The sequence below is a fragment of the Collinsella aerofaciens genome, from assembly GCF_015548375.1.
GTDB lineage: Bacteria > Actinomycetota > Coriobacteriia > Coriobacteriales > Coriobacteriaceae > Collinsella > Collinsella aerofaciens_AB.
On sequence record NZ_JADMWW010000020.1, the window covers coordinates 1 to 21,839 of the forward strand.

The following is a 21,839-nucleotide window of genomic DNA, read 5'->3' on the forward strand; positions in this document are numbered from 1 at the left end:
GTATTACGAGCTCCTGTGCGAATTGGAGAGAGCGCTCCCGCAAACTGCCTCTTGACAACTTATAGGAGCGTCGGTTTTATGTTTCGCTATGCGGGCTGTGCTTGGCTATTGCAAAATAGTCTACTCACTTAGGTTTGAGGGCCGTTCGCTGGCGCCTATTTGCGCTTGTTTGCCAACGCCGCGACCATCAGAAGCCCCTAGGACTCTTGCGGTAGACGCTTCTTGCCCTTGCGGGCACGGTTTCTAAAGTTCTCGACGGCCTCTTCCATGCCCAGAGGCACATAGGCGAGCTCATCGAGGTTATCGGGCAGGTAGCAGGCTAGGCTTTGCTCCTGCGCGCGGCCCGCCGCGAGCTGTTCATCGCTGGGCTGCGCTCCAGGTGTGGCGCAAATGCCATAGACGGCGGCACCCATCTCGCGCGTGCGGCGCTCGTACTCGGTCTCGGGATGCTCGGGATGGTCGCGGCGGACGTCGTCGCTTACCCAAAGCGTATCGTAGCCGGCCGCGGCAAACTGTCCCAGGGCGTAATCGCGCAACGGCTTGCTATCGGTGCGCAGTGTGACGGTAGCGCCGGCTGAAAAGAGCGGGCGGTAGAGCATCAGATGGTCGACATGGACGAGTCGTTTTTTAGCGTACTTGGCCTTGGGCTGCGGCGTGGGAAAGTTAATGGTGATGGCATCGAGCTCGCCTGCGGCAAACAGCTGTGGCAGCGATGCGGCGCCTCGGGGCAGGACGAGTGCGTTGGATAGCCCCTGTTCGCAGATTTTCTGCGCGGCATAGGCGATGCAGATGGGCTCCTGGTCCATGCCGATAAAGAGGGTGTCGGGCTCGCGGTGGGCGCGCTCGACCAGATAGGTTCCCTTGCCACAGCCAAGATCCAGGTGAAGGTGTTCGAAGGGCTTGCTGCCAGCTGGCGCGCAAGCCTCGCGCCAATCTCCGGCATAAGCCTCGGGGTTCGTCTCGATCGCATCGGCGTAGCGCTCCAGGCGCTCCTCGAGCACAAAGTTCTTAGGCGTGCGAACGTGGACGGCTCCCATGAGGCTCCTTGGTCATAAGTATGGAACGCATAGCTGCGCGTTCCGTCAATGGGTTGAAAAAGGGTGGGCATAGTTTGCCCGAAAGATGCGGTGCGGCTCGGCGGCGAATCGTCGGTGCCTACAGACGTTTGAGAATCACATAGCGGTTGAGCTCGCCGCTGCGACCGTCGGCATGGAAGCGCTCAAGCTCGCGCACGGGGACCTCGCCGCTCTTGTAGAACGTACGGACGCCGCGCACCAGGTCGGTGATCTGCTGATCGTCAAAGTGATGGCAATAGCGGTAGGCGTGGCGGTCGTTTTGCCAGCCGATGAGGTGGTCGCCGGCTTCAAACTGCGCGGAATCGTAACCTTCAAACGGCGGGGTGAGCTCGGCACGGGCCTCGGCGCGAACGGCCTTGCGCGCCATGCGCTCGTCGTTCATAAACTCCCAAAAGCTGATGGCGATGATGCCGCCCGGGCGCGTCTGGCGCACCAGGGCGTCGAGCACGCGTACGCGGTACTCGCACGACGGCACGTGGTGCATAAAACCAAAGCAGACCGAGATGTCGGCGAGCGGGGCGTCGAAAAGCACGTCGGGTGTCTCGGCGGGGTTGAGCTTCATGAGGGCGTCGAGCACGTCGAGTTCCTGGAAGTGCAGGTTGGGAATGCGCAGGGCGTGGCCATGTGCATCGATGGCCAGGTCTTGGCACGAGTCGACGCCATAGAACTCGAAGGGGCAGCTGGCATCTGCCGAGGGGTTTGCGCCGTCGACGCCCTTGGCGGCAAGTGCGCCGCCGGCGGCAAAGTTCTCGAATCGCATGTTGCCGCAGGCAAGATCGAAGACGCGGACGGGATGCTCGATCGTGGCGACGTCGAGCTGCTCGAGCGCTATGTCCATAGTGCGCACCCAGCCGGGCCACGGTGCCTGGCGCGTATCGGAGAAGGAGGCGGAGTGCTCGCGATAGAACGTATTGTTGAGCTGAATGAGCGATGAGGCGAAATCGCGGTTCACGGCGCGGAACTCCCTCCGTTGGCGGTGCGGAATAAACAGTACGACCATACTACCGTTAACGCCGCAACGGGGACAACCGAGCTGCGGGTCATTGCTTTGTTTGGACACATTTCCGCAGCTCATATATGCCCGCAACCGCCGGTTGTCAAAAATCTCACTAGAATAGGTGGCATGCTTTTGGCGGTGGCGGATAGATTTTTAACTGTGCAAGGCGCCTTAAGAACAAAAACGGTCCGGCGGCACGGCTGGCATCACATAGGAGGAACCATGAATGTAGAAACTGCGCAGCGGCTCGCCGACCTTCGTCGCAGCAAGGGTTTTAGCCAAGAAGGGCTGGCGCGAAAGCTGGGGCTGTCGCGCCAGGCGGTCAGTAAATGGGAGCGTGCGGAGAGCTCGCCCGATACCGAGAACCTGATCTCGCTCGCAAAACTCTATGGCGTGAGTTTGGACGAGCTCCTTAATCCGAGCGATGAGATCGAGGACGATATCGAGTTTGAGAACGAGGACCGCGCCCGTCAGCGCGAGGCCGTGGCAGCGGAGCGCGCCCGTACCCATGAGGCAGCGGCACGTGCTACCGAGGCGGCAACACAGGCGAGTGATGCCGCCGCCAAGGCGGCGCAAGCGGCAAGCTGGAGCGCGCAGGCCGCCAATGCCGCTACGGCGCAGGTGACGAGTGGCGGCGCAGCTGGCTCGACTCCGGTGAAAGGTCCGTTCCAGTCGTTTCCGTATTGGGCCGTGTGCTGGCTGCTGTTCTTTTTGCTGATGTTCCTGTTTGGTGGCTCCTTTGCCGCGCTGATCTTCTTTACAATCCCCATCTATCACTGGGTGGCGCGTGCGCTCGATGGCGATTGGGCACGCGGGGATATTCAGGTTGGTCCGGCGCCGGAGGCGGCTAAGGCTCAGGATGTTTCCGCTGCGGTTGATACTGACGTGGCTTCCTCGACCGCCGCTGAGCCGAGCGCCAAAGAAGGTGATGAATGATGAAGCTCTCGCATGAGTCCAAGGTCCGCCTGGGCGTCGGTATCGGAGCGTTCGTGCTCATCATCGGGCTTATCTTTGGCACTTCGCGGATATTGTTTCATTTTGATGGCCCGTGGGATCTCGGCGATATTGCATCCGGTTTGTCCGGTATGGACGATGTGGTTGACGGGGACGATTCTTTGGATGGCGGTAACTATTCCGCTCAGTCTCGGCAGCTTTCGAGCGAAACGTTTGATGCCGACTCATTCCAGTCCCTTGACCTGGATGTGACATCGGGTGAGGTTGAGATCAAGTGCGTTTCCGGCGGGCAGGTGCGTGTCATCGAGAGCGGTCGTGTTGCAAAGGGGGTAGCTACCTACGATGCTGCCACTCAGAATCTGGCCGAGGTCAAGGGTTCTACACTCACGATTAGCCAGTTCGACTGCGATGACGAGCGCGCTATCGATCGTTCGGTCACCATCGAGCTGCCGCGGGATGTTGCGGATAACCTGGTCGGCATTACGGCGAGGGTGGGGTCGGGAGAACTGACGGTCGCGGACATTGCATGTCACGACTTCGAATTGACGTTGGACTCGGGAGACGTTGAGTTTGCGGGCACCGTAACCGACACCTTGGATGCCGAGGTCGGTTCGGGTGATGTGGCGTTCGAGCTCTACCAGGCCCCCGCGAAGTCGATGGACGTAAGCGTGGGCTCGGGCGATGTGGAGATGACGGTTCCGAACTCTACGGGCTTTAAGGCGAGCCTCACCGTGGGCAGCGGTGACTTTGAGAGCGATTTCCTTCCGCTTGGCTACGATGGCGAGACCATATTGAATGCTGAATTCGACAACGGTGACAAGTCTGCAACGTATCGTTTTAAGGTCGGTTCGGGCGACATGTCGTTCGAATCGGTGTGACATGCGGTTTTCGGAGATCGGTGCATATAGGCATGCTCTTTGATGGAGGCGCCGGGGCCGTGACTGGCTCCGGCGCCTTTGCCTTTACAATGGGGGCATGGAACAGATTATTTTGAACATACTCGAGGCTCTGCGTCGCGGTGAGACCGTGGACGACAAGGCGCTCGTCAAACTGATACATGCCGAGGCGCGCCGTGAGGGTGCCGACAAACGAGATCTGGCCAAGCGCCGTCTGCTGCCGTTCTACCAGCGGGTTAAACGTGAGAAGCCGGCTCGTTGGGCTGGATGGAATGTCGATGCCGAGCTGGAGCGTCAGCTGCTGCAGGTGCTGCGCATGAAGCCGCGCCGCACGGCTTCGGGCGTGGCGACCATTACCGTCATCACCAAGCCGTGGCCCTGCTCGGGCGATTGCCTGTTTTGCCCCAACGATCTGCGCATGCCCAAAAGCTATCTGCATGCCGAGCCGGCATGCGCCCGTGCGGAGCAAAACTGCTTTGACCCGTATTTGCAGGTGAGCGCTCGCCTGACCGCACTTTCGCAGATGGGGCATGCGACCGACAAGATCGAGCTTATCGTGCTCGGTGGCACCTGGAGCGACTATCCGCAAGGTTATCAGACGTGGTTTATGTCCGAGCTTTTCCGTGCGCTCAATGACGATGCCGTCGCCGGCGTGGCGGCAAACCCCATGTTGGCGCGTCCGGGCATCAGCCGTGCCGAGGCGGGGCGCCTGCTCGATGACGCTCCCGCCGATGCCCTGCCGCCGGTGGTAACAGAGCGCCGCGAGTGCTATCGGGCTGCCGGCATTGCGACAGACGAGGCCAAGCTCGCTGCCGGCGTTGCCGACGAGCAGGAGCGTGTGGATGCTGCCGTGGGCGGCTATAACCGCGCGGTGCGTCGTCTGTACGGCCCCGGTACGCCGTGGGGCGAGGTCACCGAGTGGCAGACGGCAACGATGGAGGAGCTCGAGCGTCAGCAGCGCATCAACGAGACGGCGAAGCATCGCGTGGTGGGACTCGTTATCGAGACGCGCCCCGATGCTGTAACGCCGCAGGCGCTTACGCTCATCCGCCGTCTGGGCTGCACCAAGATACAGATGGGCATCCAAAGCCTTGACCAGCATCTACTCGATATCAACGAGCGTCGCATTTCGGTGGCGCAGATTGAGCGGGCGTTTTCGCTTGCGCGCCTGTTTGGCTTTAAGATCCATGCGCATTTTATGCTCAACTTGCTGGGCGCCACGCCCGAGGGGGACAAGCGCGACTACGAGTGCTTTATGACCGAGGGGGCCTTTATGCCCGACGAGGTCAAGGTCTACCCGTGCGCGCTCATCGAGGGCTCGCGTCTGGTGGGCTGCTATGAGCGCGGCGAGTGGCGTCCCTATACCGAGGAAGAGCTGCTCGATGTATTGGCCGACGACATCGTGGTGACGCCGGCGTTCTGCCGCATCAGTCGCATGATCCGCGACTTTAGCTCCGACGACATCATGGTGGGCAACAAGAAACCCAACCTGCGCCAGCTCGTTGAGAACCGCTTGGCGGCTCGTGGGGAAGGCGCGACGGTGCGCGAGATTCGCTATCGTGAGATCAGTACCGCGGGTGCCGACTTGGACGAGCTATCTCTTGATGAGGAAGTGACGTACGAGACACCGGTGACTTACGAGCGCTTTTTGCAGTGGGTGACGCAGCAGGGCAAGATCGCGGGCTTTTTGCGGTTGTCGCTGCCCGACCATTCGTTTGTTGCCGCGCATGCGGACGAGTTGCCGACGACGCCGGACGAGGCGATGATTCGCGAGGTGCACGTGTATGGCATGGCGGCACGCGTGGGTGACCAGGGCCAGGCGGCGCAGCATCACGGGTTGGGGCGTTTGCTCGTAGAGCGTGCGTGCGAGATTGCCCGGGATGCCGGCTATGCGCGCATCAACGTGATCAGCGCGATTGGTACGCGCGAGTACTATCGCCATCTTGGATTTTATGACCATGGCCTTTATCTGCAAAAGGAGCTCTAGATGAACAAGCCAAGTGTTTCTGCCGGCGTCGTTGCCGGCGTTGCTCTGGGGGCCGCGGCGCTTGGTGCGGCCGCTGTCGCTGTTCGTGCTGCCTGTCTGCAGGTCGCGCGAACCCGCAATGGGTTGGCGCGTGTGAAGCGCGTGCACGATGAGTGCGGCGATGAGATTCGCGTGTTGGTGCAAGGCGGCGTCTACCAAAGCGCGAGCTATGTCGGTGAGCGTTGGGCCGAGCCCGTCTTTGCGTACTATCGTGCGTTTGACGACGTGTTTGAGTCCGAGGATGCGATGCGCGACGCTTATGGTCACGGCATCGACCGTATGCTTATGCTGGGCGGCGGCGGGTTTGCCTATCCTAAATTCGCCCTGATGTCGCACGAGGGCTTGCGCATGGACGTCATCGAGTATGACGGAGAGATTACGCGCCTGGCGCGCCGCTGGTTCTACCTAGACGAGCTGGAGCGCGCGGCGGGCGATCGCCTGCGGGTGATAACCGCTGAGGCTCGCTCGTATCTGGGTGTGACGAGCGTGGGCCATCGTCGCTACGACGTGGTCGTGAGCGATTGCTTTGGCGGTGCCGAGCCCGTGCGCGAGCTGGCGACCGTTGAAGCGTTGCGTTTAGTGCGGGGCAGCCTAAATGTTGGGGGCGTCTACGTCGCCAATATCGTGAGCGCAAACGAGGGGAGCGACGTGACGTTCCTGCGCGACTGCGCTGCCACGGCACTCGAGGTATTCGCCCATGCCTGGGTGGTCCCGTGCGGCGATGCGGAGTTCGGCGGCGAGGAGAACTACCTGCTCATCGCCAGCGACGGCAACTACGCCTTTGCCGAAGCCGTGCCCTTCGACACCGACTTCATCGGCACCGTTCTTCACGACAAATAGGTCTCCCCGTCCCAAAAAGACTGGTCTTAGGCGTGGTCGCGCCAGCCGAGAACGCGCTGCTTCATGCCTTCGATGTCGAGCACGCCTTCGGCAAAGCCTTTGCGCACGAGCTCCTCGGGAACGTACTCGTCGTAGCGATCAAAATAAGGCACCTCGCCGGGATAGACGAGCTCGATGGGATTGAAGTCCTTCTCGGCCTCGGCGGCGAGCACCTCAAAGAACGTCTCCTCGTCAGCCTTCATCTTAAACTGCATAAAGTACGGGCGCGATGGGTCGAGTCCGCGAAGGCCCAGCTCCGCGGCACATTTAATCTTGAGCATACGTTCGAGCGCCAGAAAGGCGTAGCTGCCCAACCAGGGGAAGAGCACCCAGGTATCGCCGCCCAGGTTGATGAGTGGCTTGGTCCCTGCGCCCGAAATCTCGGCCGTATGGCGAGCCTGCGCCAAGCGGGCCCGCGCGTTACCCATAAGGTACGGATATGCCGCGTGCTCGTTGAGCGCCTTGCGCATGCGCTCGAGTACATGTGTGTTGATATCACCGGGGCAGTCGCCAAAGTAGGCCGGCACACGGCCCTTGACCTGCGTGGCAAAGACGGTATGGCGCTTCCAGTCCACTTCCTCGACAATCCAGCAGTGTCCGGCGATGGCGATGCGCTCACCGGGCGGTGGCGGGTTGACGATCGTGCCCAATTCGGCCGACTCGCTACGAACGGTGAACTCCTCGTTTTCCTGGAATACGGCGTAGAACTTAAAGTTGTTAATGATGCGCTCTCCCGCGAGACCCACGATGAGTCCGCCGCCCTCGGTGACCTGGATATGGTCGATCTTAATGAGGTGACGAAGCAATACGCGATAGTCATCGGCCGAGATGCGATGGAAATAGCTGAGCGTGAGCACGCGCTGGGCAAGTTCGGCCGGCGTGAGCTCGCCGGTGCTGGCGAGGGTCGACATAGTCTGGTGATAGAGCAGGCTGTAGGGGAGTCGATCGAGCTCGGGCGGCTCGACCCACTTTTCCTCGCGATAGAGTTGTACGAGCGCGATACCCTGCAGGAGCTTCCATGGAATGGTTTCGGGCATCATCGTGCGCGGTTCGGGCTCTTCCTCGCGCATGACAAACCACATCTCGGGCGGAAGGTCGCGGCGTCCCGTGCGGCCCATTCGCTGCAAAAAGGAGCTGACGGTAAACGGCGCATCGATCTGGAACGCGCGCTCCAGGCGGCCGATATCGATACCGAGCTCCAGCGTAGAGGTGGTGACGGTTGTCTGCGCCTGCTCCTCGTCGCGCATGAGCTCCTCGGCCGTCTCGCGCAGCGATGCCGAAAGGTTGCCGTGATGGATTAGAAAGCGGTCGGGCTCGTGTCGACTTTCGCAGTAGCTGCGCAGCATGGAGCACACGGCCTCTGCCTCCTCGCGCGAGTTGGCAAAGACCAAGCACTTGCGGCCGCGGGTGTGTTCGAAGATATAGCCCATGCCGGGGTCGGCGTTGTCTGGCGCTGTGTCGGTGGGGCTGAGAAGCGCCTGCTCGGTCGCTCGTGGGATGTCGACTTCGCCCTCGGGGGCCGAGGAAGTGCGACGGTCTTTGGGAGCGTCCTTGCCCCGCGCCTGCTCGCGACGTTGACGACGTTCCGCCTGTGTGAGCTGTCCGCTGTGGCGCATGTCTTGTCCGGATGCGGGCAGCGCCGCGGGTGTCACTACCTCAATGCGCTCGCACGCAAGCACTTCGGCCTCTTGAGGACCCATGCTCTCGAATCCTCGCTGCTGCGCCTGGGGACCCGAGTTGTAGAAGTGCTCCATGGAGATGCGCCACACGCGGCGCGGCTCCTCAAAACGGGGGATGACGCAGTTGCGTCCCGTCCCCTGCGACAGGAAGGCGCCCGTGCGCTCGGGGTCGCCGATGGTTGCCGACAGACCGATGCGGCGGGGCTGCACGCCTGCCATGCGCGAGAGCCGCTCGATAAGGCAGAGCGTCTGCCCGCCGCGGTCGCCGCGCATGAGCGAATGGACTTCGTCGATAACCACATAGCGCAGGTCGCAGAACATACGAGGGATCGCCATGTGCTTATGGATCAGGAGCGCCTCGAGTGACTCGGGCGTAATCTGCAAGATGCCGCTCGGTTTTTTGATGAGCTTAGCCTTGTGCGACTGCGAGACATCGCCATGCCAGTGCCAGACAGGGATATCGGCTTCTTCGCACAGATCGTTGAGGCGGACGAATTGGTCATTGATGAGCGCCTTGAGGGGGCCAATGTAGAGGGCGCCCACGCTTGCGGGCGGGTTCTCCCAAAACTCGGTCAGGATGGGAAAGAAGGCTGCCTCGGTTTTGCCGGAAGCCGTGGATGCCGTCAGGAGCACATTATCTTGCGTGTTAAAGATGGCATCAGCTGCCGCAACCTGGATAGAGCGCAAGCTCTCCCAATCGTGGGAGTAGATGAAGTCTTGGATAAACGGGGCGTAGCGGTCAAAGGCGTTCACGGGGCCTCCTCTCAAATACGAACCTCTTAACGCGGTGAGCAGTGGCTTGCCGCATCACTGCCTCGACGTTTGCCCAGATAAAGCCTGCCAAAATAAACCTGTCCCTTTTTGGCGGGTTAGATGGTGAATTCGGCGAAATTGCGGTCGCCGCTTGCGGTGCCGGTGTCGCCTGTTGCTGTTGCCGGCGGCAGCGCGTCGCCGCCGACGCTTTGCAGTAGCTCGGCCACGTTGGCGTCGGGGTTTTGGCATAGGATGTCGAGCAGCTCGATAAAGTCACGAATGACCTCACGCGGCGTCAAGTGCGTATCGGCTCCCACGCGGCCAAACTCAATCTTGAGAAAGTCCACCAAGTCGTTCTCGGTAAGCGTGGGCGTCCAGCCAAAGTAGCCGGCATGGATCTGCATGAGTTTTTCGATGAGCACCAGCAGCTCCTCATAGGTGAGTGGCTGCAGACGAATGATGGGCGCGAGCATGTCCTTAAGGTCCTCGCGCGCAAAACGGCCCTGAGCGAGTCGGCTGCGCAGGGCCTCGTAGGAGAACACGCCGCGGCGACGGTCCTCGATGGAGGTTGGCGTGCCACCCATGATCATGCCCAGGTACTGCGCCTTGCCCTGGAGCGTGTCGTTGTACATGGTCAGGATCTTCTCGTAGTTGTACTGGCGCGTAATGGCGTTGGGAATCTTATACAGATTCACGAGCTCGTCGATGAGCACCAGCATGCCCTTGTAGCCACTGCAAACCAAAAAACGCGCGATGAGTTTGACGTAGTCGTACCAGTCATCGTCGCTGATGATGGTTGAGGACCCCAGTTCGGCGCGAGCCTCGCTCTTGGTGCGGTACTCGCCGCGAATCCATTTGGTCACGCGGCTCATAGCCTCTTCATCGCCCTCGGATACGGCCATGCGATAGCGGCGGAGCATGCGGGTGAAGTCGAAGCCGTGGACCATCTCCTCGAGCGGGGCCAGTTGGGCATTGACGACCGACTCGTCGACGTCGGCGCACGAGGCGACCCAGCGATCCAAAATAAGGTTGAGCGCACCGCCCTCGGGGCGCGTCTTGGTCGATATATTGCGGATGAGCTCGCGGTAGGTGGCAAGGCCCTGTCCCTGACCGCCCTGCAGGCGGCGCTCGGGCGACAGGTCGGCATCAGCGACGACGAATCCTTCGCCCATGGCGTGCGTGCGGATGGTCTGGAGCAAAAAGCTCTTGCCGGCGCCGTAACGACCGACCAGAAAGCGGAAGCTCGCGCCACCGTCGGCGATGAGACTCAGATCGGTGAGCAGGGCGCGGATCTCGACCTCGCGCCCTACGGTGATGTAAGGAAGGCCGATGCGCGGGACCACGCCGCCCTTGAGCGAGTTGAGAATGACGGCAGCGACGCGCTTGGGCACGCGGGGTGCTGTGGATGCGGTATCACTCATGGTCTAGGTATCCTCTCACGTCTGCTTCGTAATCCTCGATGATCTGCGGTCCTGCCGCTCCAAACTCGATAACGGTGTCACCCACCAGGTCAAAGAGCGCCTCGTTGATGCTGTCGACGAGCATGTCCTCGCTCTGCTCCGATTGCACTACCGCCAATGTCGCTTGCGCTGCGTTTTGCTCGAGCAGCGCGCGAAGGAAGGCATCTGCGGCGGGCGCGAGTTCGGTTGCGGTGCCAGCGGGTGCAGTCGATACGACCGCTGGCGTCGGTGCGAGGAGCGGTGCCACGACGCCAAACTGTTCGGTGGAAATGGTTGGCTCGTCGGCTTTGTTGCGCTCCGTAGGCGCCGCGATCGGCTCGGCCATCACGTCGGTCGCAGGCTTGGCTTCCGGTTGCTCGGATTCCGCCGTATCGACCTCTGTGGGCACATCGTCCTCGCGCTCTTCGTCGATCAAAAGCGCTTCGCGCGTTTGCGCAGCGGCGCTCCGAATGTGCCCCAGCTGACTCAGATCGATATCGATCTTGACGGGCTGGTGTACGGCGTCCCACGAAAGCCATGCCACAATCTCGTCATCGATAATTTTGGCCAGATATTTGGGGACCTTTTCTTCCTTAAGGGGATGGGCGGGGTCCAGCGCCAGGCGCAGGCGTTGGTCGCAGGCGCGCATCATTTCACCGAGCTTGCTGCTCTTTTGCCTACTACCGTGGATGCGCATGCATTCCCAAAAGCCGTTTTGGCAACGGTAGATATGGATAGGATCCAGGCGATATTCGCAGTCCTCGTGGCGCTCGGGCGCAAAGAATACGGCCGAGGCAAACATGGTGTAGGGCATGGCCGTCTCCTCCCCAAATAAACTCGCCACGATGCCGGTCTTTCGGTGCGTGTCATAGTAGCGCGCCATGCGGACATACACGGCGCATGCCGCGTGGCGCAGATCGCGGTGGTGGCTGCGGTCGAGCCGCGAGTTACTTAGGTTGTACGTGGAGAGGGCGTTGATGGCGGCCATGAGTCGCTCCTCGCGCACCTCATCGGGCGGAAGGGGGAGCGTGGGCTCGGAGGTTTTGCGACGTTTGGGGGTCTGGTCGGACGGTGCCGGTGCCGGTACAAGGTCTCGTGCTGCGCGCCGCAGCTCGATAAGGGCGTTATCGAACATGACGGTTTTAGAGTCACGAAGCAGCTTGGGGTTGAGCCCATGGAATACGGCGTAATCCTGCAACCACACGCGTGCAAACCGATCAATGCCGGGCTCGAAGGCGCGATAGACATCCCAAAAGGCCTTGATCTTGTTAAAACCGTCGAGCGGGTCATCTACGCCAATGCCGCAAATCAGCTCATAGAGATACAGAAAGGCAAAGGATGTAGACGTTTCCTCGACGGTTCCGCGGCGCACTTGGGCACGCCAGGTAAAGTAGCCGCGCAACTGCCGGTCGCTCATGGCATTGTAGGTGGGAAAGTACGACTTAAAGGTGCCGTTGTAGGGACAGTCGTCCTCAAAGTCGGCCATCAGCAAGCCTTGGCGGTAGAAAAGCTCGGCCTCCGATAGCCAGCGGCCCGCGCCGCCCTTGGGGTCATCCTGCCAGCGCGATATCTCGCGCATCTTGCGGTATTGGTCGGGGAGGAAATTCTGCATCTGTCGGCCGGTTTTGAGAATCGGCTCGTCTGCGTAGATTTCGTTTGAGAAGCGGGCGGACTGATGGGTCCGGGCCTCGGCCATAATGCGCTCGATGAGCATCTTGATGTCCTGGTCGGCCACCGCTTCTCCTCTCCTAACGCAGCTTCGGTGACCTCATATCATAGCACAGCATCAAACAGGTGTTCGAGATACTGCTGCGTAGATAGATTTAGAACAGGAGGGCGTAGATGACGGCGATGACGACGGAGGGGAGCATATTGGCCGTGCGGAAGGTCTGAGGACGGATGAGGTTGACGCCGACGCAGAAGATGAGCATGGAGCCTACGAGCGAAAGGCTGTCGAGGGCTGCCGTAGTCATGATGGGGGAGAGTGCGCCGGCAAACAGCGTGATCGTCCCCTGGAACACGGCGACGGGCAGGGCGGAGAAAATGCAGCCGCGGCCAAGCGACGCCGTCATGGTGCAGACGATGATGCAGTCCAATGCGCCTTTCAGGGCAAGCGTTGACCAGTCACCGAGCAGACCGTCCTGGATCGATCCCACAATGGCCATGGCGCCGATACACACGGTGAGTGAAGTCGAGACAAAAGCGTTGGTGAACTCGTTATCGCCCTCGCTGCCGGTTTTGCGCTTGAGCCATTCGCCAAGGTTCTCGATGGCGGCCTCCAAGTTGATGGCCTCGCCGATGAGCGAGCCGAGGGCGAACGAGACGATGAGCATGGTGGTGCCGGTGGTCGCTAGCGCCTTCCCATCGATAAGGAGCATCTTTTGCATGGTGCCGCCAAGGCCGATAAACAGGACGCACAGCCCCGATGCTTTCATGAGCGTGTCTTGGATGCGCGGTGTAATGAAGCGGCCGCCCGCTAATCCCAAAAGACCGCCCGCAACTAAAAGCACAACGTTGATGATTGTTCCCAAGCCCGGCATGAGCCCTCCTGTATTGATGCCAACGTGGCAATCGTAGCAGAACGAAATGCGAGGTACATCGCGACTCATCTAATACGTTATATAAGTGGTATTAGGAATGATGCGCGGCATTTAAGCCTCAGGTGGTTGTCGGGACATAGGGATAGTATTCAAAGCGCAGTGTCATAAGCCGCTGTGGGGATTCAATAGCCGCGGCGATGATATTGGCATCGCGGGCACGATCAAACCCTTCGAGTTCGATCTGATACGAGACGTCTTGCATAATGTCCAGACGTCGCCAGGCCAGGAGTGTGTCGCCATCGAATTCCAAGGTCTTGCCTCCGTCTGGAGCAACGGCGTATAGACGCAGCTTGGCGGTGGTTGCAGGGTCGACAACTGTGACCTTTTTAATTTCGTTTCGAGTATTCTTGGCGCCCAACAAGGTGAGCAGTGTTGGGGCCACGACCTCGCCCGATGGCAAAAAGACGACTTCGATGGATTCAGGAAATGCGATGATAGCCGACTTGCGGACGGGCTGATTGGCGGCGGCAACTTCGATGTTCGCAGCGTCGATGACCTCTGTGTGGTCGAGCGCGGCAAGCACGCAGCAGTTACCTTCATCGATCTCTTGAGGATCAGCAAGCCCCAGACTGTCCGCGAGCTCGGGATCGTTTGGATCGGCAGCGGGCTCATTCGGCGCTTCGAGAGAAGCTGGGACGCTGTTTGTCGGCGACGGCGTGTCGCCCGCACCTGCTTCTTTGTCCGCGCTCTCTTCTTGTATGGTTGCGTTGATGGGTTCGTCGTTTGGGGGGAGCGTCTTGGCGTCAAACGCGGAGGGGAGAATTCCGATGGCTCCGGATCCGTTCCACTCCATTTCGAGAAGCGCCGGGTCGGCAAGAATGCGTTGCCTGCTTTGCGCGTGGGCATCGATTTCAATAGGGCCTGCCTCTATCCCTCGTGTAAGGCTGAGTGATCCGGCTGGCTTCTCGAAATGAGCGTCTGTGTCTTTGGTGCTGACGGCGTAGAACAGCAGGGACGCTTCTCCCGCCGCGATAACATCGGTACCGGCTTTGGTCAGCCGCAACGATGCCGTGAATGAGAGGGTGGGCTGCGCATCGTCTGCATTCGCGGCGGCGCAGCCCAGACATATACCGCCTCCTTTCTCGAAAAACGCACCGTCGAAGGCGACCTTCGCTCCGTTCGCCGAGTCATCGACCGAAGCGATGTCGATGCGCAGCTCTAAATTGCATGGATCGCCATCTGCATCGAGCACAACCGAGCGCCACGTGCAGACGGCGCACCCCGCCTGGGAGCCGTTTGCCTTGTTCGAACGCTTGATATCCACGACTATCGAGCCGTCCGTATTACGACGAAGGCATCCCGAGGTTGAGATCACGGCCTGTGCGATCGAAAAACGCTCGCACGCAATGGCGCTCGACGGATTTGGTGCGGAACTTAGGGCTACTGGTAAGGAGTCTGCCATGACGGGAGTCGCCCAAGCGGCGACAGGCGTTCCGGTTGCGAGCGCGCCGCAGAGTGCGACGACGGGCAAAAGGTTCTTCGATGCCATGGGGTCTCCTTAGCTAATTTAGTGCGGCCTGTCCGTGTTTTGTTTCTGGCTGCGTTTGATGTGCAGACCGAGGCCGGCGGTTCCCGCGCCTGCTGCTGTGGCGCCTGCTGCCAAGAGCCATCGTCTGTCGCCTGTCTGCGCCAACGGTTCCTCGCGGTCGCCGCGGTCGAGCTCCGAGAGGTCGACCGTCACTTGCGTGGCGGCCTGCGCCTGTTCTTGCTGGGCAAAGGCCATGGCTGGCCCAAACGCTAGGATGCTGACGGCGGCGGCCAGGGCGACGGCCTTATGCCGTGTGCGCACCGGGCTCGACCGTCCAGGTGATCGTCGCAACCTGATCGCCTTCGCCGGTTACGCGGAAGATGTCGCGCGTGACGCGGGCGACGTTTCCGCTTGTCTTGAGCTTGATTTTGTCCGTGCCGCCGGCAATGCCCTGGTAGCCCATGTCGAAGGCTGCATTCTTGGAAAGATCGAGGCCCGTCCCTTGCGCGGCGGCGCTGGCGTTCTGGAGCGCGCCGTCGGGGCCGACCTTAAAGTCGATGGAGTTCTGCGCGGTTCCGGCCTTGGCGTCGGCGGCAATGGTCCAGGTGTTCATGGCGTCGATCTTCATGTTGGTGACATGGATGCCGTAGGCCGAATGATTGTCGATGGTGGTCGCGTCTTCTGAGGGGCCCTGAAGCGTGCCGTCGGCCTTGGCGACGAAGGGAATAACCGTCGGAACTTTGAACTCAACGTTGTCGATCTCGGTCCTGACCATTACCTTCGTGGTTCCAACGCGCCCGGCTGCCATAGCTGGCGTCGGGGCGGCGCCCATTGCGAGCGCGAGCGCGAGCCCTGTGCCCACGACGAGCGCTCTGACTCCGTTCATGTTCCTGGTGATGTCCATGGTCGTTCCTTTCTATTCGCCGCGGGCCGTCCCCGCGATGATTGGACGAATGCTGGTGAATTGCATGCGGTGCCGTGTCGGCCGGAAGGCTAGTTCTCGGTTTGCTCAACCCGTACCTTGACACGTGTCGGATTGCCGTGGCTGTCGAGGGTCTTTGCATCGAGTGCCTGGATCTCGATGTACGCCTCGCCTTCTTTGATGTCGCCGGCGGGGCACGTCTCGATTGTCTTGCCGGTCTCGACCACACCGGATTCGTACATGGTCTCGTCGTTTTGGATGACGCGGAATCGCTGGGGAAATTTATTGTCTTGGACGTTTTGCACGTTGACGCGCAGTTTGCCGTCCTCCTGCAGCTGAGCGACCGGCGCGACCGAAATCGTCATCATGTTGTCGCGGACGATGGCGTCGAGCTCATCTTGGATTTCCTGGCGCGTTTTGCCCTCGGCCGTCGTAACCGAAGCGCCCGCCTCGGGTACGGGCTGCGACTGCCAAACGTATAGTCCTACGGCGACAAGGGCACAGACGATGGCCAAGCAGGCAACGATGAGCTTCTTGCGACGACCCAGGCCTGCAAAGTGGGGTGGCTTCTTCGCGCTCATGCGGCATCCTTGGCGGTATAGACGCGCGCAAAGGTGGACGGGTCCGCTCCAAAGAGCATGTGAAGCATCAGACGGCGCGAGTAGACGAGCTCGTCGAAGTCGGGAGGGAGCTCGATGTCGTGGATATGCGCGATGTGGTGGGCGAGCGCCGAGAACGACTCGGGGTCGCAGATCACATCGGTGGTAACGTGGTAGACCGTCGTATCGGGGAACGCCTCTTCGTCGAAAGGCAGGAGATGGGGATCGTCGTCGACTTCGATGGCGATGCCGTACTGGGGCCAGTAATATGCCATGGGAACCTCCCTGCTTCTGGGCCAAAACTTCTATCGGTTTTGGCTGTCGACGCCGACCTTATCAGCCGCTACTTGACCAATTTCTGACCAAATGCTTGACGGATTGGCGTCTCCGCAGGTAAAAGGCGGCAAAAAATACTCCAACTTTTTTCGAGCGACAATCGCGCGGTCGGCGACGGCGGGGCCATATGTGTCAAAAGCATCGTCTGCCGAGGAAATCAAGCCGCTCGCCGAATTGCACGAACGTAAAAAACGCCAATTATGGAGACGGTCTCGAACACGTCGACGAAACGATGCGGTAACATCTCCCTGCAAACACTGTAGTTAACTAAAGGGGGAGTTCGCGTGTCTGCAGCCATCAAACCCTTCAGCGACGAGTTCGAAGAATATGGTCGCGATGAATCTCGCACATCGGGCGAGGCGTCGAGTATCTCGTTTCCGACAACGGAGGACGAAGTTCGCGCCATTCTGCGAAAGCTCCATGCCGAGCATGTTCCGATAACGGTCCAAGGCGCTCGAACCGGTCTGGCTGCCGGCGCCGTGCCCCACGGCGGCCATATCCTCAACACTTCTCGCATGAATCGCTACCTGGGTCTTCGCCGCGACGAGCAAGGCCGTTTTCTGCTGCGCGTGGAGCCGGGCGTCGTGCTTTCGGAGCTGCGTAAGCAGCTGGGTAAGAAGGCATTGCCGACCGCCGGCTGGGATCAGGCATCGCTTGAGGCCTATGAGGAGTTCCAGGCAGCTCCCGAGCAGTTCTTTCCCACCGATCCCACCGAGGCATCTGCCTGCTTGGGCGGTATGGCGGCGTGCAATGCCTCCGGTGCCCGCAGCTACGCCTATGGCCCCATGCGCCCGCACGTTACGGGGCTTCACGTGGCACTGGCAGACGGCGACCTGCTCGAGCTCCATCGAGGTCAGGCGCACGCTGACGCACGCCACCTGTCGCTCGTGACGGCAGGGGACCGTGCGCTCGAGCTGGATCTTCCCGGCTATACCATGCCCAAGACCAAAAACGCGTCGGGTTATTTCGTTTCGGACGATATGGACGCCATCGATCTTTTTATCGGTGCGTGTGGCACACTCGGCGTCATTACCGAGCTCGAGATCGCCTTGCAGGCGGCACCTTCGGTCGTATGGGGCGTGAGCTGCTTTTTCGACAGCGAGGACAAGGCGGTGTCCTTTACCGATTCCGTGCGTCCCGTGCTGTCCCATGCCGCCGCTATCGAGTATTTCGATGCCGGTGCCTTGGATATCCTTCGCCGCCAGCGCGAGCAATCGACCGCGTTTGCCTCGCTGCCGGCATTCGACGATGAGGCAAAGGTCTGTGTCTATGTGGAGCTCGACTGCGACGACGAGGCGCAGGCGACCGAGGAGTTGTACCACTTGGGATGGGTTTTGGAGCTTGCGGGCGGCAGCGACGACGCGACCTGGGTTGCGCGCACCGAGGTCGATCGCGAATGTCAGCGGTTCTTCCGCCATGCCGTCCCCGAGAGTGTCAACATGCTCATCGACGAGCGTCGCCGCACCGACCCCACCATTACCAAGCTGGGCTCGGATATGTCGGTGCCCAACGCGCGCCTGGCCGATGTCGTTGCCCTCTATCGCCGCACGCTGGCCGAAAGCGGGCTTGAGTCTGCCGCCTGGGGACATATCGGCAACAACCATCTGCATGTGAATATCCTGCCGCGCGATGCGCAGGACTACCGTCGCGGTGGCGAGCTGTTTGCCCAGTGGGCTGCGGAGGTAACGGCTATGGGCGGCGCCGTCTCTGCCGAGCACGGCGTCGGCAAGATCAAAGCGGGCTTTTTGGAGACGATGTACGGCCACGAGGCCATGGTCGAATCGGCTCGACTCAAGCTGCAGCTCGATCCTGCCGGGCAGCTGGGTCGAGGCAACCTGTTTTCGGAGAAGCTCTTGGATGAACTCGTCCAGAAAGGGGGCGTGTGAAGATGAGCGATTTCCATATGGTGGTGTGCGTCAAGGCAGTGCCGGGAAGCACCGAGGTCAAGATGGACCCCAAAACCAATACCATCGTGCGTGATGGCAAGCAGGCGGTCATTAATCCCTTCGATGCAAGTGCCCTCGAATGCGCTCTGGCGCTCAAGGACGACTTTATCGGCTTTGGCATGGATGTACGCGTGACGGTGGTGTCGATGGGCATCCCTGCAACCGAATCGCTGTTGCGCGACTGCATTGCCCGTGGCGCCGATGACGCGCTGCTGCTGACCGACCGTGCTTTTGCGGGCGCGGACACGTTGGCGACCACCTATGCTCTCAAATGCGGCATCGAGGCGCTCGACGAGGACTTCGACCTGCTCATCTGCGGCAAGATGGCGGTGGATGGCGATACTGCCCAGATTGGCCCCGAGCTGGCCGGCGCCTTCGAGATTCCCTGCGTGACCGATGTGAGCTGCGTGCAGAGCGCGGGTTTTACGACGTGCGGTGCGCTTTCGCTCGTTCACGGTTGCGATGCCGGCGAGGAGACGGTCTATCTGGAGATGCCGTGTGCGATGACGACCGCCAAGGAGATCGGCCAGCTGCGTATGCCGAGCATCGCCGGCATTCGCGCGGCCGAAGATGCGGACGTGCGGGTGGTCTGTGCTGCCGATGTGCATGCCGACCCTTCGCGTTGCGGCCTTACCGGATCGCCGACGCAGGTCGTGCGCTCGTTTGTGCCTGACCGCGACCAAACGTGTGAGGCCATCGAGGGCACACCGGTCGAGCAGGCGGCAAAGCTTGCCAAGATTATCGAGGGGATGGCATAGATGAGCGGACTGATAATCGATAGCGAGGCATGTGTTGGCTGTGGCCGCTGCGTTCGCGCCTGTGCCTCGGGCGGCATTGTGGTGGAGGGCGAGCGCCCCAACCGCTGCGCCCATGTGACCGACGGCTGTATCTTGTGCGGCGGGTGCGTCGACGCTTGCCCCGTCAATGCCATTTCGATCGAGCGTGACGAGGCCGCCGGTGCGGTTGACCTCGATACGTATCGAGACATTTGGGTATTCGTTCAGACCGACGAGCACGATGTCGTGGCCCCGGTGGCCTACGAACTCATGGGCAAGGGGCGCGAGCTTGCCGATGCCCGCGGTTGCCGTCTGGTGGCATTGGCCGGCATGGGCCTTGAGAGTTCGCTTGAGGACCTGGAACATCTGGTCTGCGCCGGTGCCGACGAGGTCGTGGTCTGCCGCGACGAGCGGCTGCGTCAAAACGATGCGGAGGTCTATGCTCGCTTGATTTGCGATTTGGTGGCAGAGCGCAGGCCCGAGGCCATTCTGTACGGCGCGACCGCCTTTGGCCGTGAGCTGGCGCCCGGTGTGGCCGTACGCTTGCAGACGGGCCTTACGGCCGACTGTACGGTGCTTTCGATGGATACGGAGACGGGTCTACTGCGGCAGACCCGCCCGGCGTTTGGCGGCAACTTGATGGCCACCATTATCTGCCCCAATCATCGTCCCCAGATGGCAACGGTGCGTCCCGGCATCTTTGGGGCGCCCGAGATTGATTACAGTCGCTCTGGCAAAATTACCCAGGTATCGCTTGCGGATGATGTTAAGGCCCGCGTCGAGATCTCGATTGCCGCCGAGGAGTGGGGACAGCAGGCATCAATTGCCGATGCCGAGCGCCTGGTCGTGGTGGGCCGCGGCATTGGCTCCAAGAAGAATCTGCCTCTGATGCGAAAGCTCGCCGATGCGCTGGGTGCCGAGCTTGGTTGCACACGTCCCGTTGTGGAGGCAGGCTGGTTGGAGTATCGCCACCAGATTGGCCAGACCGGCGTGTCGGTTTCGCCCAAGCTCCTTGTGAGTATCGGCGTTTCGGGTGCTATCCAGCACCTAGCCGGCATCGGCGGCGCGGAGTGCATCATCGCCGTCAACGAGGACCCGGATGCTCCCATCTTTGGCGCTGCGCAGTACAAAGTTGTCGGTGACGCCGTCGAAGTCGTCGAGGAACTTCTGGCCCAGCTTGAGCGCTAGGCGCGCGCCAGCCAGGCTCGCATCTCTTTCTTTAGGCGTTCCCAGGTCGCTTGCGTGGCGGAATCGGTAAAGGGGCGCACAATGCCAAAAGGCGCGTCGAGCAGGCGGTAGATATCGCCCTGCTCGCGCGCCAGCGCGCGGCTTGCCGGATAGACGAGCTCAAACATAAAGCAGATAAGCCCTACCAGGTAGTCGGCGGCCTCATCGCGTTCATCGCGTGCAACGCAGCGGCGCTCGTCAAAGGCGGTGAGCGCCGGTGTCGAGAACCGGCTGGCGAGAAATGTATCCTCATCAACCTTGAGGATGGTATCGACGGTGCTGTCGGCGATGGTGCGCATGATGTCGATTTTGTCGCCATCGCGTACGATATCGCAGAAGTTCCGCGTGCGGGTGTCGAGTTCCGTGGGCAGGCGAAAATCGCTGTGGTGGGCGATGCTTGCTCGAATGAGTTCGTCTTCTACCGGATCGTCGATAAAGTCGCGGATACTTGTTGTCGCGGGCGCGTCTGCAGGCGTTTCGCCAAAGAGGACCTCGACACCCAACGTCGCATGGCTCATGCTTTCGGCGTCCTTAAACGTGTCCCAGCGTCGCAGCTGTTCAAAGCGACCCATATCGTGTAGCAGGCCGCAAAGCCACGCTAGGTCAATGTCCTGCGGTGACCAGTCCTGTTCTCGCGCTACGGCATCGCATACCTCGGCAACGTGGTACGTATGCTCGATTTTGAGTGCGATACGCGGATTGGCGGCATCGTAGGCATCGGTATAGGTCTTGAAGGCCGCGACTGCCGTCGTTCGATCGATAGCTGTCATAATGACTTCCTAAAAAGCTGTGTCTTTCGATCCGGTGGCAATTGTAGGCGAACTTTATTTCCGTCGGGCGATGATTCTGCCGTGTCGTCGAATGCGGCTCGGAAAGATTGTCGGGACGAGGAACGCTATGGTGCTCAAAATCGTTAAAACCATCTGGCCGGTGATGCTTACCTATGTTGCGATAGCCGCGCCGTGCGGCATTGGTTGCTAACGATTTGATAAGCCCTGGCGCTTTTGACGCCGGCCTGTGGCAGGGCTTGATTCCCTGGATTGTGGCTGCCGGCGTCGTGGCGGTGGCAATCAAGACAAAGTCGATGTTGTGGTGCTGCGTCTCGGGCATCGTGTTCTATATCGTTTTGAGTCTTGTATAAAAGCAAAGGGCGCGCTTACCGTCCCGGTCGACGAATCGAATTTCTCACCAAGCCGGTCTGCTTCTTCTGGTACCATGGTCAAACTTTACTGTAGCAAAGCGCGACGTGGGCTTTTGTTCTGCGTC

The 21,839-nt window shown here is 60.7% G+C and carries 19 protein-coding genes; 7 read left to right on the top strand and 12 right to left on the bottom strand.

Features of this window, described 5'->3' with window-relative positions:
- Window positions 1-197: 197 nt before the first annotated feature.
- Together trmB and I1969_RS08565 are read right to left on the bottom strand one after the other, a co-directional pair.
- A complete protein-coding gene (gene trmB / locus I1969_RS08560) occupies window positions 198-1,037 on the bottom strand; it encodes a tRNA (guanine(46)-N(7))-methyltransferase TrmB (protein ID WP_006234478.1) in 840 nt (279 codons plus the stop codon).
- A 118-nt stretch (window positions 1,038-1,155) separates the two neighbouring features.
- The gene (locus tag I1969_RS08565; protein WP_022094355.1) at window positions 1,156-2,028 is read right to left on the bottom strand and encodes a methyltransferase domain-containing protein; all 873 of its coding nucleotides are present in this window, start codon (window positions 2,026-2,028) and stop codon (window positions 1,156-1,158) included.
- A 267-nt stretch (window positions 2,029-2,295) separates the two neighbouring features.
- Here I1969_RS08565 and I1969_RS08570 point away from each other — a divergent pair, with 267 nt between their 5' ends.
- From I1969_RS08570 to I1969_RS08585, 4 genes are all read left to right on the top strand, one after another.
- Window positions 2,296-3,009: a helix-turn-helix domain-containing protein gene (locus I1969_RS08570; RefSeq protein ID WP_195234567.1), complete on the top strand. Its 714-nt coding sequence runs from the start codon at window positions 2,296-2,298 to the stop codon at window positions 3,007-3,009.
- Window positions 3,006-3,905 (top strand): DUF4097 family beta strand repeat-containing protein, encoded by a 900-nt coding sequence (locus I1969_RS08575; protein WP_195234569.1) that lies wholly within the window; start codon window positions 3,006-3,008, stop codon window positions 3,903-3,905. The genes I1969_RS08570 and I1969_RS08575 overlap by 4 nt, the downstream gene beginning before the upstream one ends.
- A gap of 97 nt (window positions 3,906-4,002) precedes the next feature.
- Window positions 4,003-5,910, top strand: a complete 1,908-nt coding sequence (locus I1969_RS08580; RefSeq protein ID WP_195234578.1) for an elongator complex protein 3 — start codon at window positions 4,003-4,005, stop codon at window positions 5,908-5,910.
- Window positions 5,911-6,789, top strand: a complete 879-nt coding sequence (locus tag I1969_RS08585) for a spermidine synthase (RefSeq protein WP_195234580.1) — start codon at window positions 5,911-5,913, stop codon at window positions 6,787-6,789.
- 26 nt (window positions 6,790-6,815) lie between these two features.
- Here the strand turns inward: I1969_RS08585 and I1969_RS08590 are convergent, their stop codons facing one another.
- The 9 genes from I1969_RS08590 to I1969_RS08630 form a co-directional block, all read right to left on the bottom strand.
- Complete coding sequence (locus I1969_RS08590; protein WP_195234583.1) at window positions 6,816-9,260, bottom strand: DEAD/DEAH box helicase; 2,445 nt, start codon at window positions 9,258-9,260, stop codon at window positions 6,816-6,818.
- Window positions 9,261-9,376: 116 nt separating this feature from the next.
- The gene (locus tag I1969_RS08595) at window positions 9,377-10,681 is read right to left on the bottom strand and encodes an ATP-binding protein (RefSeq protein ID WP_195234585.1); all 1,305 of its coding nucleotides are present in this window, start codon (window positions 10,679-10,681) and stop codon (window positions 9,377-9,379) included.
- Window positions 10,674-12,434, bottom strand: a complete 1,761-nt coding sequence (locus I1969_RS08600; protein WP_271748078.1) for a TerB N-terminal domain-containing protein — start codon at window positions 12,432-12,434, stop codon at window positions 10,674-10,676. The genes I1969_RS08595 and I1969_RS08600 overlap by 8 nt, the downstream gene beginning before the upstream one ends.
- Before the next feature lie 88 nt (window positions 12,435-12,522).
- Complete coding sequence (locus I1969_RS08605; RefSeq protein WP_035137052.1) at window positions 12,523-13,239, bottom strand: DUF554 domain-containing protein; 717 nt, start codon at window positions 13,237-13,239, stop codon at window positions 12,523-12,525.
- A gap of 118 nt (window positions 13,240-13,357) precedes the next feature.
- Complete coding sequence (locus I1969_RS08610; protein ID WP_195234587.1) at window positions 13,358-14,788, bottom strand: hypothetical protein; 1,431 nt, start codon at window positions 14,786-14,788, stop codon at window positions 13,358-13,360.
- Between the two features lie 18 nt (window positions 14,789-14,806).
- Window positions 14,807-15,088, bottom strand: coding sequence for a hypothetical protein (locus I1969_RS08615; protein WP_035137055.1), 282 nt, complete (start codon window positions 15,086-15,088; stop codon window positions 14,807-14,809).
- Window positions 15,072-15,671, bottom strand: coding sequence for a hypothetical protein (locus I1969_RS08620; RefSeq protein WP_035137056.1), 600 nt, complete (start codon window positions 15,669-15,671; stop codon window positions 15,072-15,074). Before I1969_RS08620 ends, I1969_RS08615 begins: the two co-directional genes overlap by 17 nt.
- 89 nt (window positions 15,672-15,760) lie before the next feature.
- Window positions 15,761-16,270 carry a hypothetical protein gene (locus I1969_RS08625; protein ID WP_035137057.1) on the bottom strand — a complete coding sequence of 170 codons (510 nt, stop codon included), beginning with the start codon at window positions 16,268-16,270 and terminating at the stop codon, window positions 15,761-15,763.
- Window positions 16,267-16,563, bottom strand: coding sequence for a hypothetical protein (locus I1969_RS08630; RefSeq protein ID WP_035137058.1), 297 nt, complete (start codon window positions 16,561-16,563; stop codon window positions 16,267-16,269). The genes I1969_RS08625 and I1969_RS08630 overlap by 4 nt, the downstream gene beginning before the upstream one ends.
- Before the next feature lie 345 nt (window positions 16,564-16,908).
- Here I1969_RS08630 and I1969_RS11270 point away from each other — a divergent pair, with 345 nt between their 5' ends.
- Genes I1969_RS11270 through I1969_RS08645 form a run of 3 tightly spaced genes read left to right on the top strand, consistent with a single transcriptional unit; the run spans window position 16,909 to window position 20,534 of the window.
- Window positions 16,909-18,510, top strand: a complete 1,602-nt coding sequence (locus I1969_RS11270) for an FAD-binding oxidoreductase (RefSeq protein ID WP_195234589.1) — start codon at window positions 16,909-16,911, stop codon at window positions 18,508-18,510.
- Between the two features lie 2 nt (window positions 18,511-18,512).
- Window positions 18,513-19,328: an electron transfer flavoprotein subunit beta/FixA family protein gene (locus I1969_RS08640; protein WP_195234591.1), complete on the top strand. Its 816-nt coding sequence runs from the start codon at window positions 18,513-18,515 to the stop codon at window positions 19,326-19,328.
- Complete coding sequence (locus I1969_RS08645; RefSeq protein WP_195234593.1) at window positions 19,329-20,534, top strand: electron transfer flavoprotein subunit alpha; 1,206 nt, start codon at window positions 19,329-19,331, stop codon at window positions 20,532-20,534.
- Here the strand turns inward: I1969_RS08645 and I1969_RS08650 are convergent.
- Window positions 20,531-21,343 (bottom strand): HD domain-containing protein, encoded by an 813-nt coding sequence (locus I1969_RS08650; RefSeq protein ID WP_195234595.1) that lies wholly within the window; start codon window positions 21,341-21,343, stop codon window positions 20,531-20,533. The two genes, I1969_RS08645 and I1969_RS08650, sit on opposite strands and share 4 nt — an antisense overlap.
- Window positions 21,344-21,839: the final 496 nt, after the last annotated feature.

Coding starts and splice junctions, on each gene's coding strand:
- I1969_RS08630 (WP_035137058.1), bottom strand. CDS start 16,563: ATGGCATATTACTGGCCCCAGTACGGCATCGCCATCGAAGTCGACGAC.
- I1969_RS08650 (WP_195234595.1), bottom strand. CDS start 21,343: ATGACAGCTATCGATCGAACGACGGCAGTCGCGGCCTTCAAGACCTAT.
- I1969_RS08580 (WP_195234578.1), top strand. CDS start 4,003: ATGGAACAGATTATTTTGAACATACTCGAGGCTCTGCGTCGCGGTGAG.
- I1969_RS08605 (WP_035137052.1), bottom strand. CDS start 13,239: ATGCCGGGCTTGGGAACAATCATCAACGTTGTGCTTTTAGTTGCGGGC.
- I1969_RS08595 (WP_195234585.1), bottom strand. CDS start 10,681: ATGAGTGATACCGCATCCACAGCACCCCGCGTGCCCAAGCGCGTCGCT.
- I1969_RS08640 (WP_195234591.1), top strand. CDS start 18,513: ATGAGCGATTTCCATATGGTGGTGTGCGTCAAGGCAGTGCCGGGAAGC.
- I1969_RS08620 (WP_035137056.1), bottom strand. CDS start 15,671: ATGGACATCACCAGGAACATGAACGGAGTCAGAGCGCTCGTCGTGGGC.
- I1969_RS08570 (WP_195234567.1), top strand. CDS start 2,296: ATGAATGTAGAAACTGCGCAGCGGCTCGCCGACCTTCGTCGCAGCAAG.
- I1969_RS08625 (WP_035137057.1), bottom strand. CDS start 16,270: ATGAGCGCGAAGAAGCCACCCCACTTTGCAGGCCTGGGTCGTCGCAAG.
- I1969_RS08610 (WP_195234587.1), bottom strand. CDS start 14,788: ATGGCATCGAAGAACCTTTTGCCCGTCGTCGCACTCTGCGGCGCGCTC.
- I1969_RS08585 (WP_195234580.1), top strand. CDS start 5,911: ATGAACAAGCCAAGTGTTTCTGCCGGCGTCGTTGCCGGCGTTGCTCTG.
- I1969_RS08575 (WP_195234569.1), top strand. CDS start 3,006: ATGATGAAGCTCTCGCATGAGTCCAAGGTCCGCCTGGGCGTCGGTATC.
- trmB (WP_006234478.1), bottom strand. CDS start 1,037: ATGGGAGCCGTCCACGTTCGCACGCCTAAGAACTTTGTGCTCGAGGAG.
- I1969_RS08645 (WP_195234593.1), top strand. CDS start 19,329: ATGAGCGGACTGATAATCGATAGCGAGGCATGTGTTGGCTGTGGCCGC.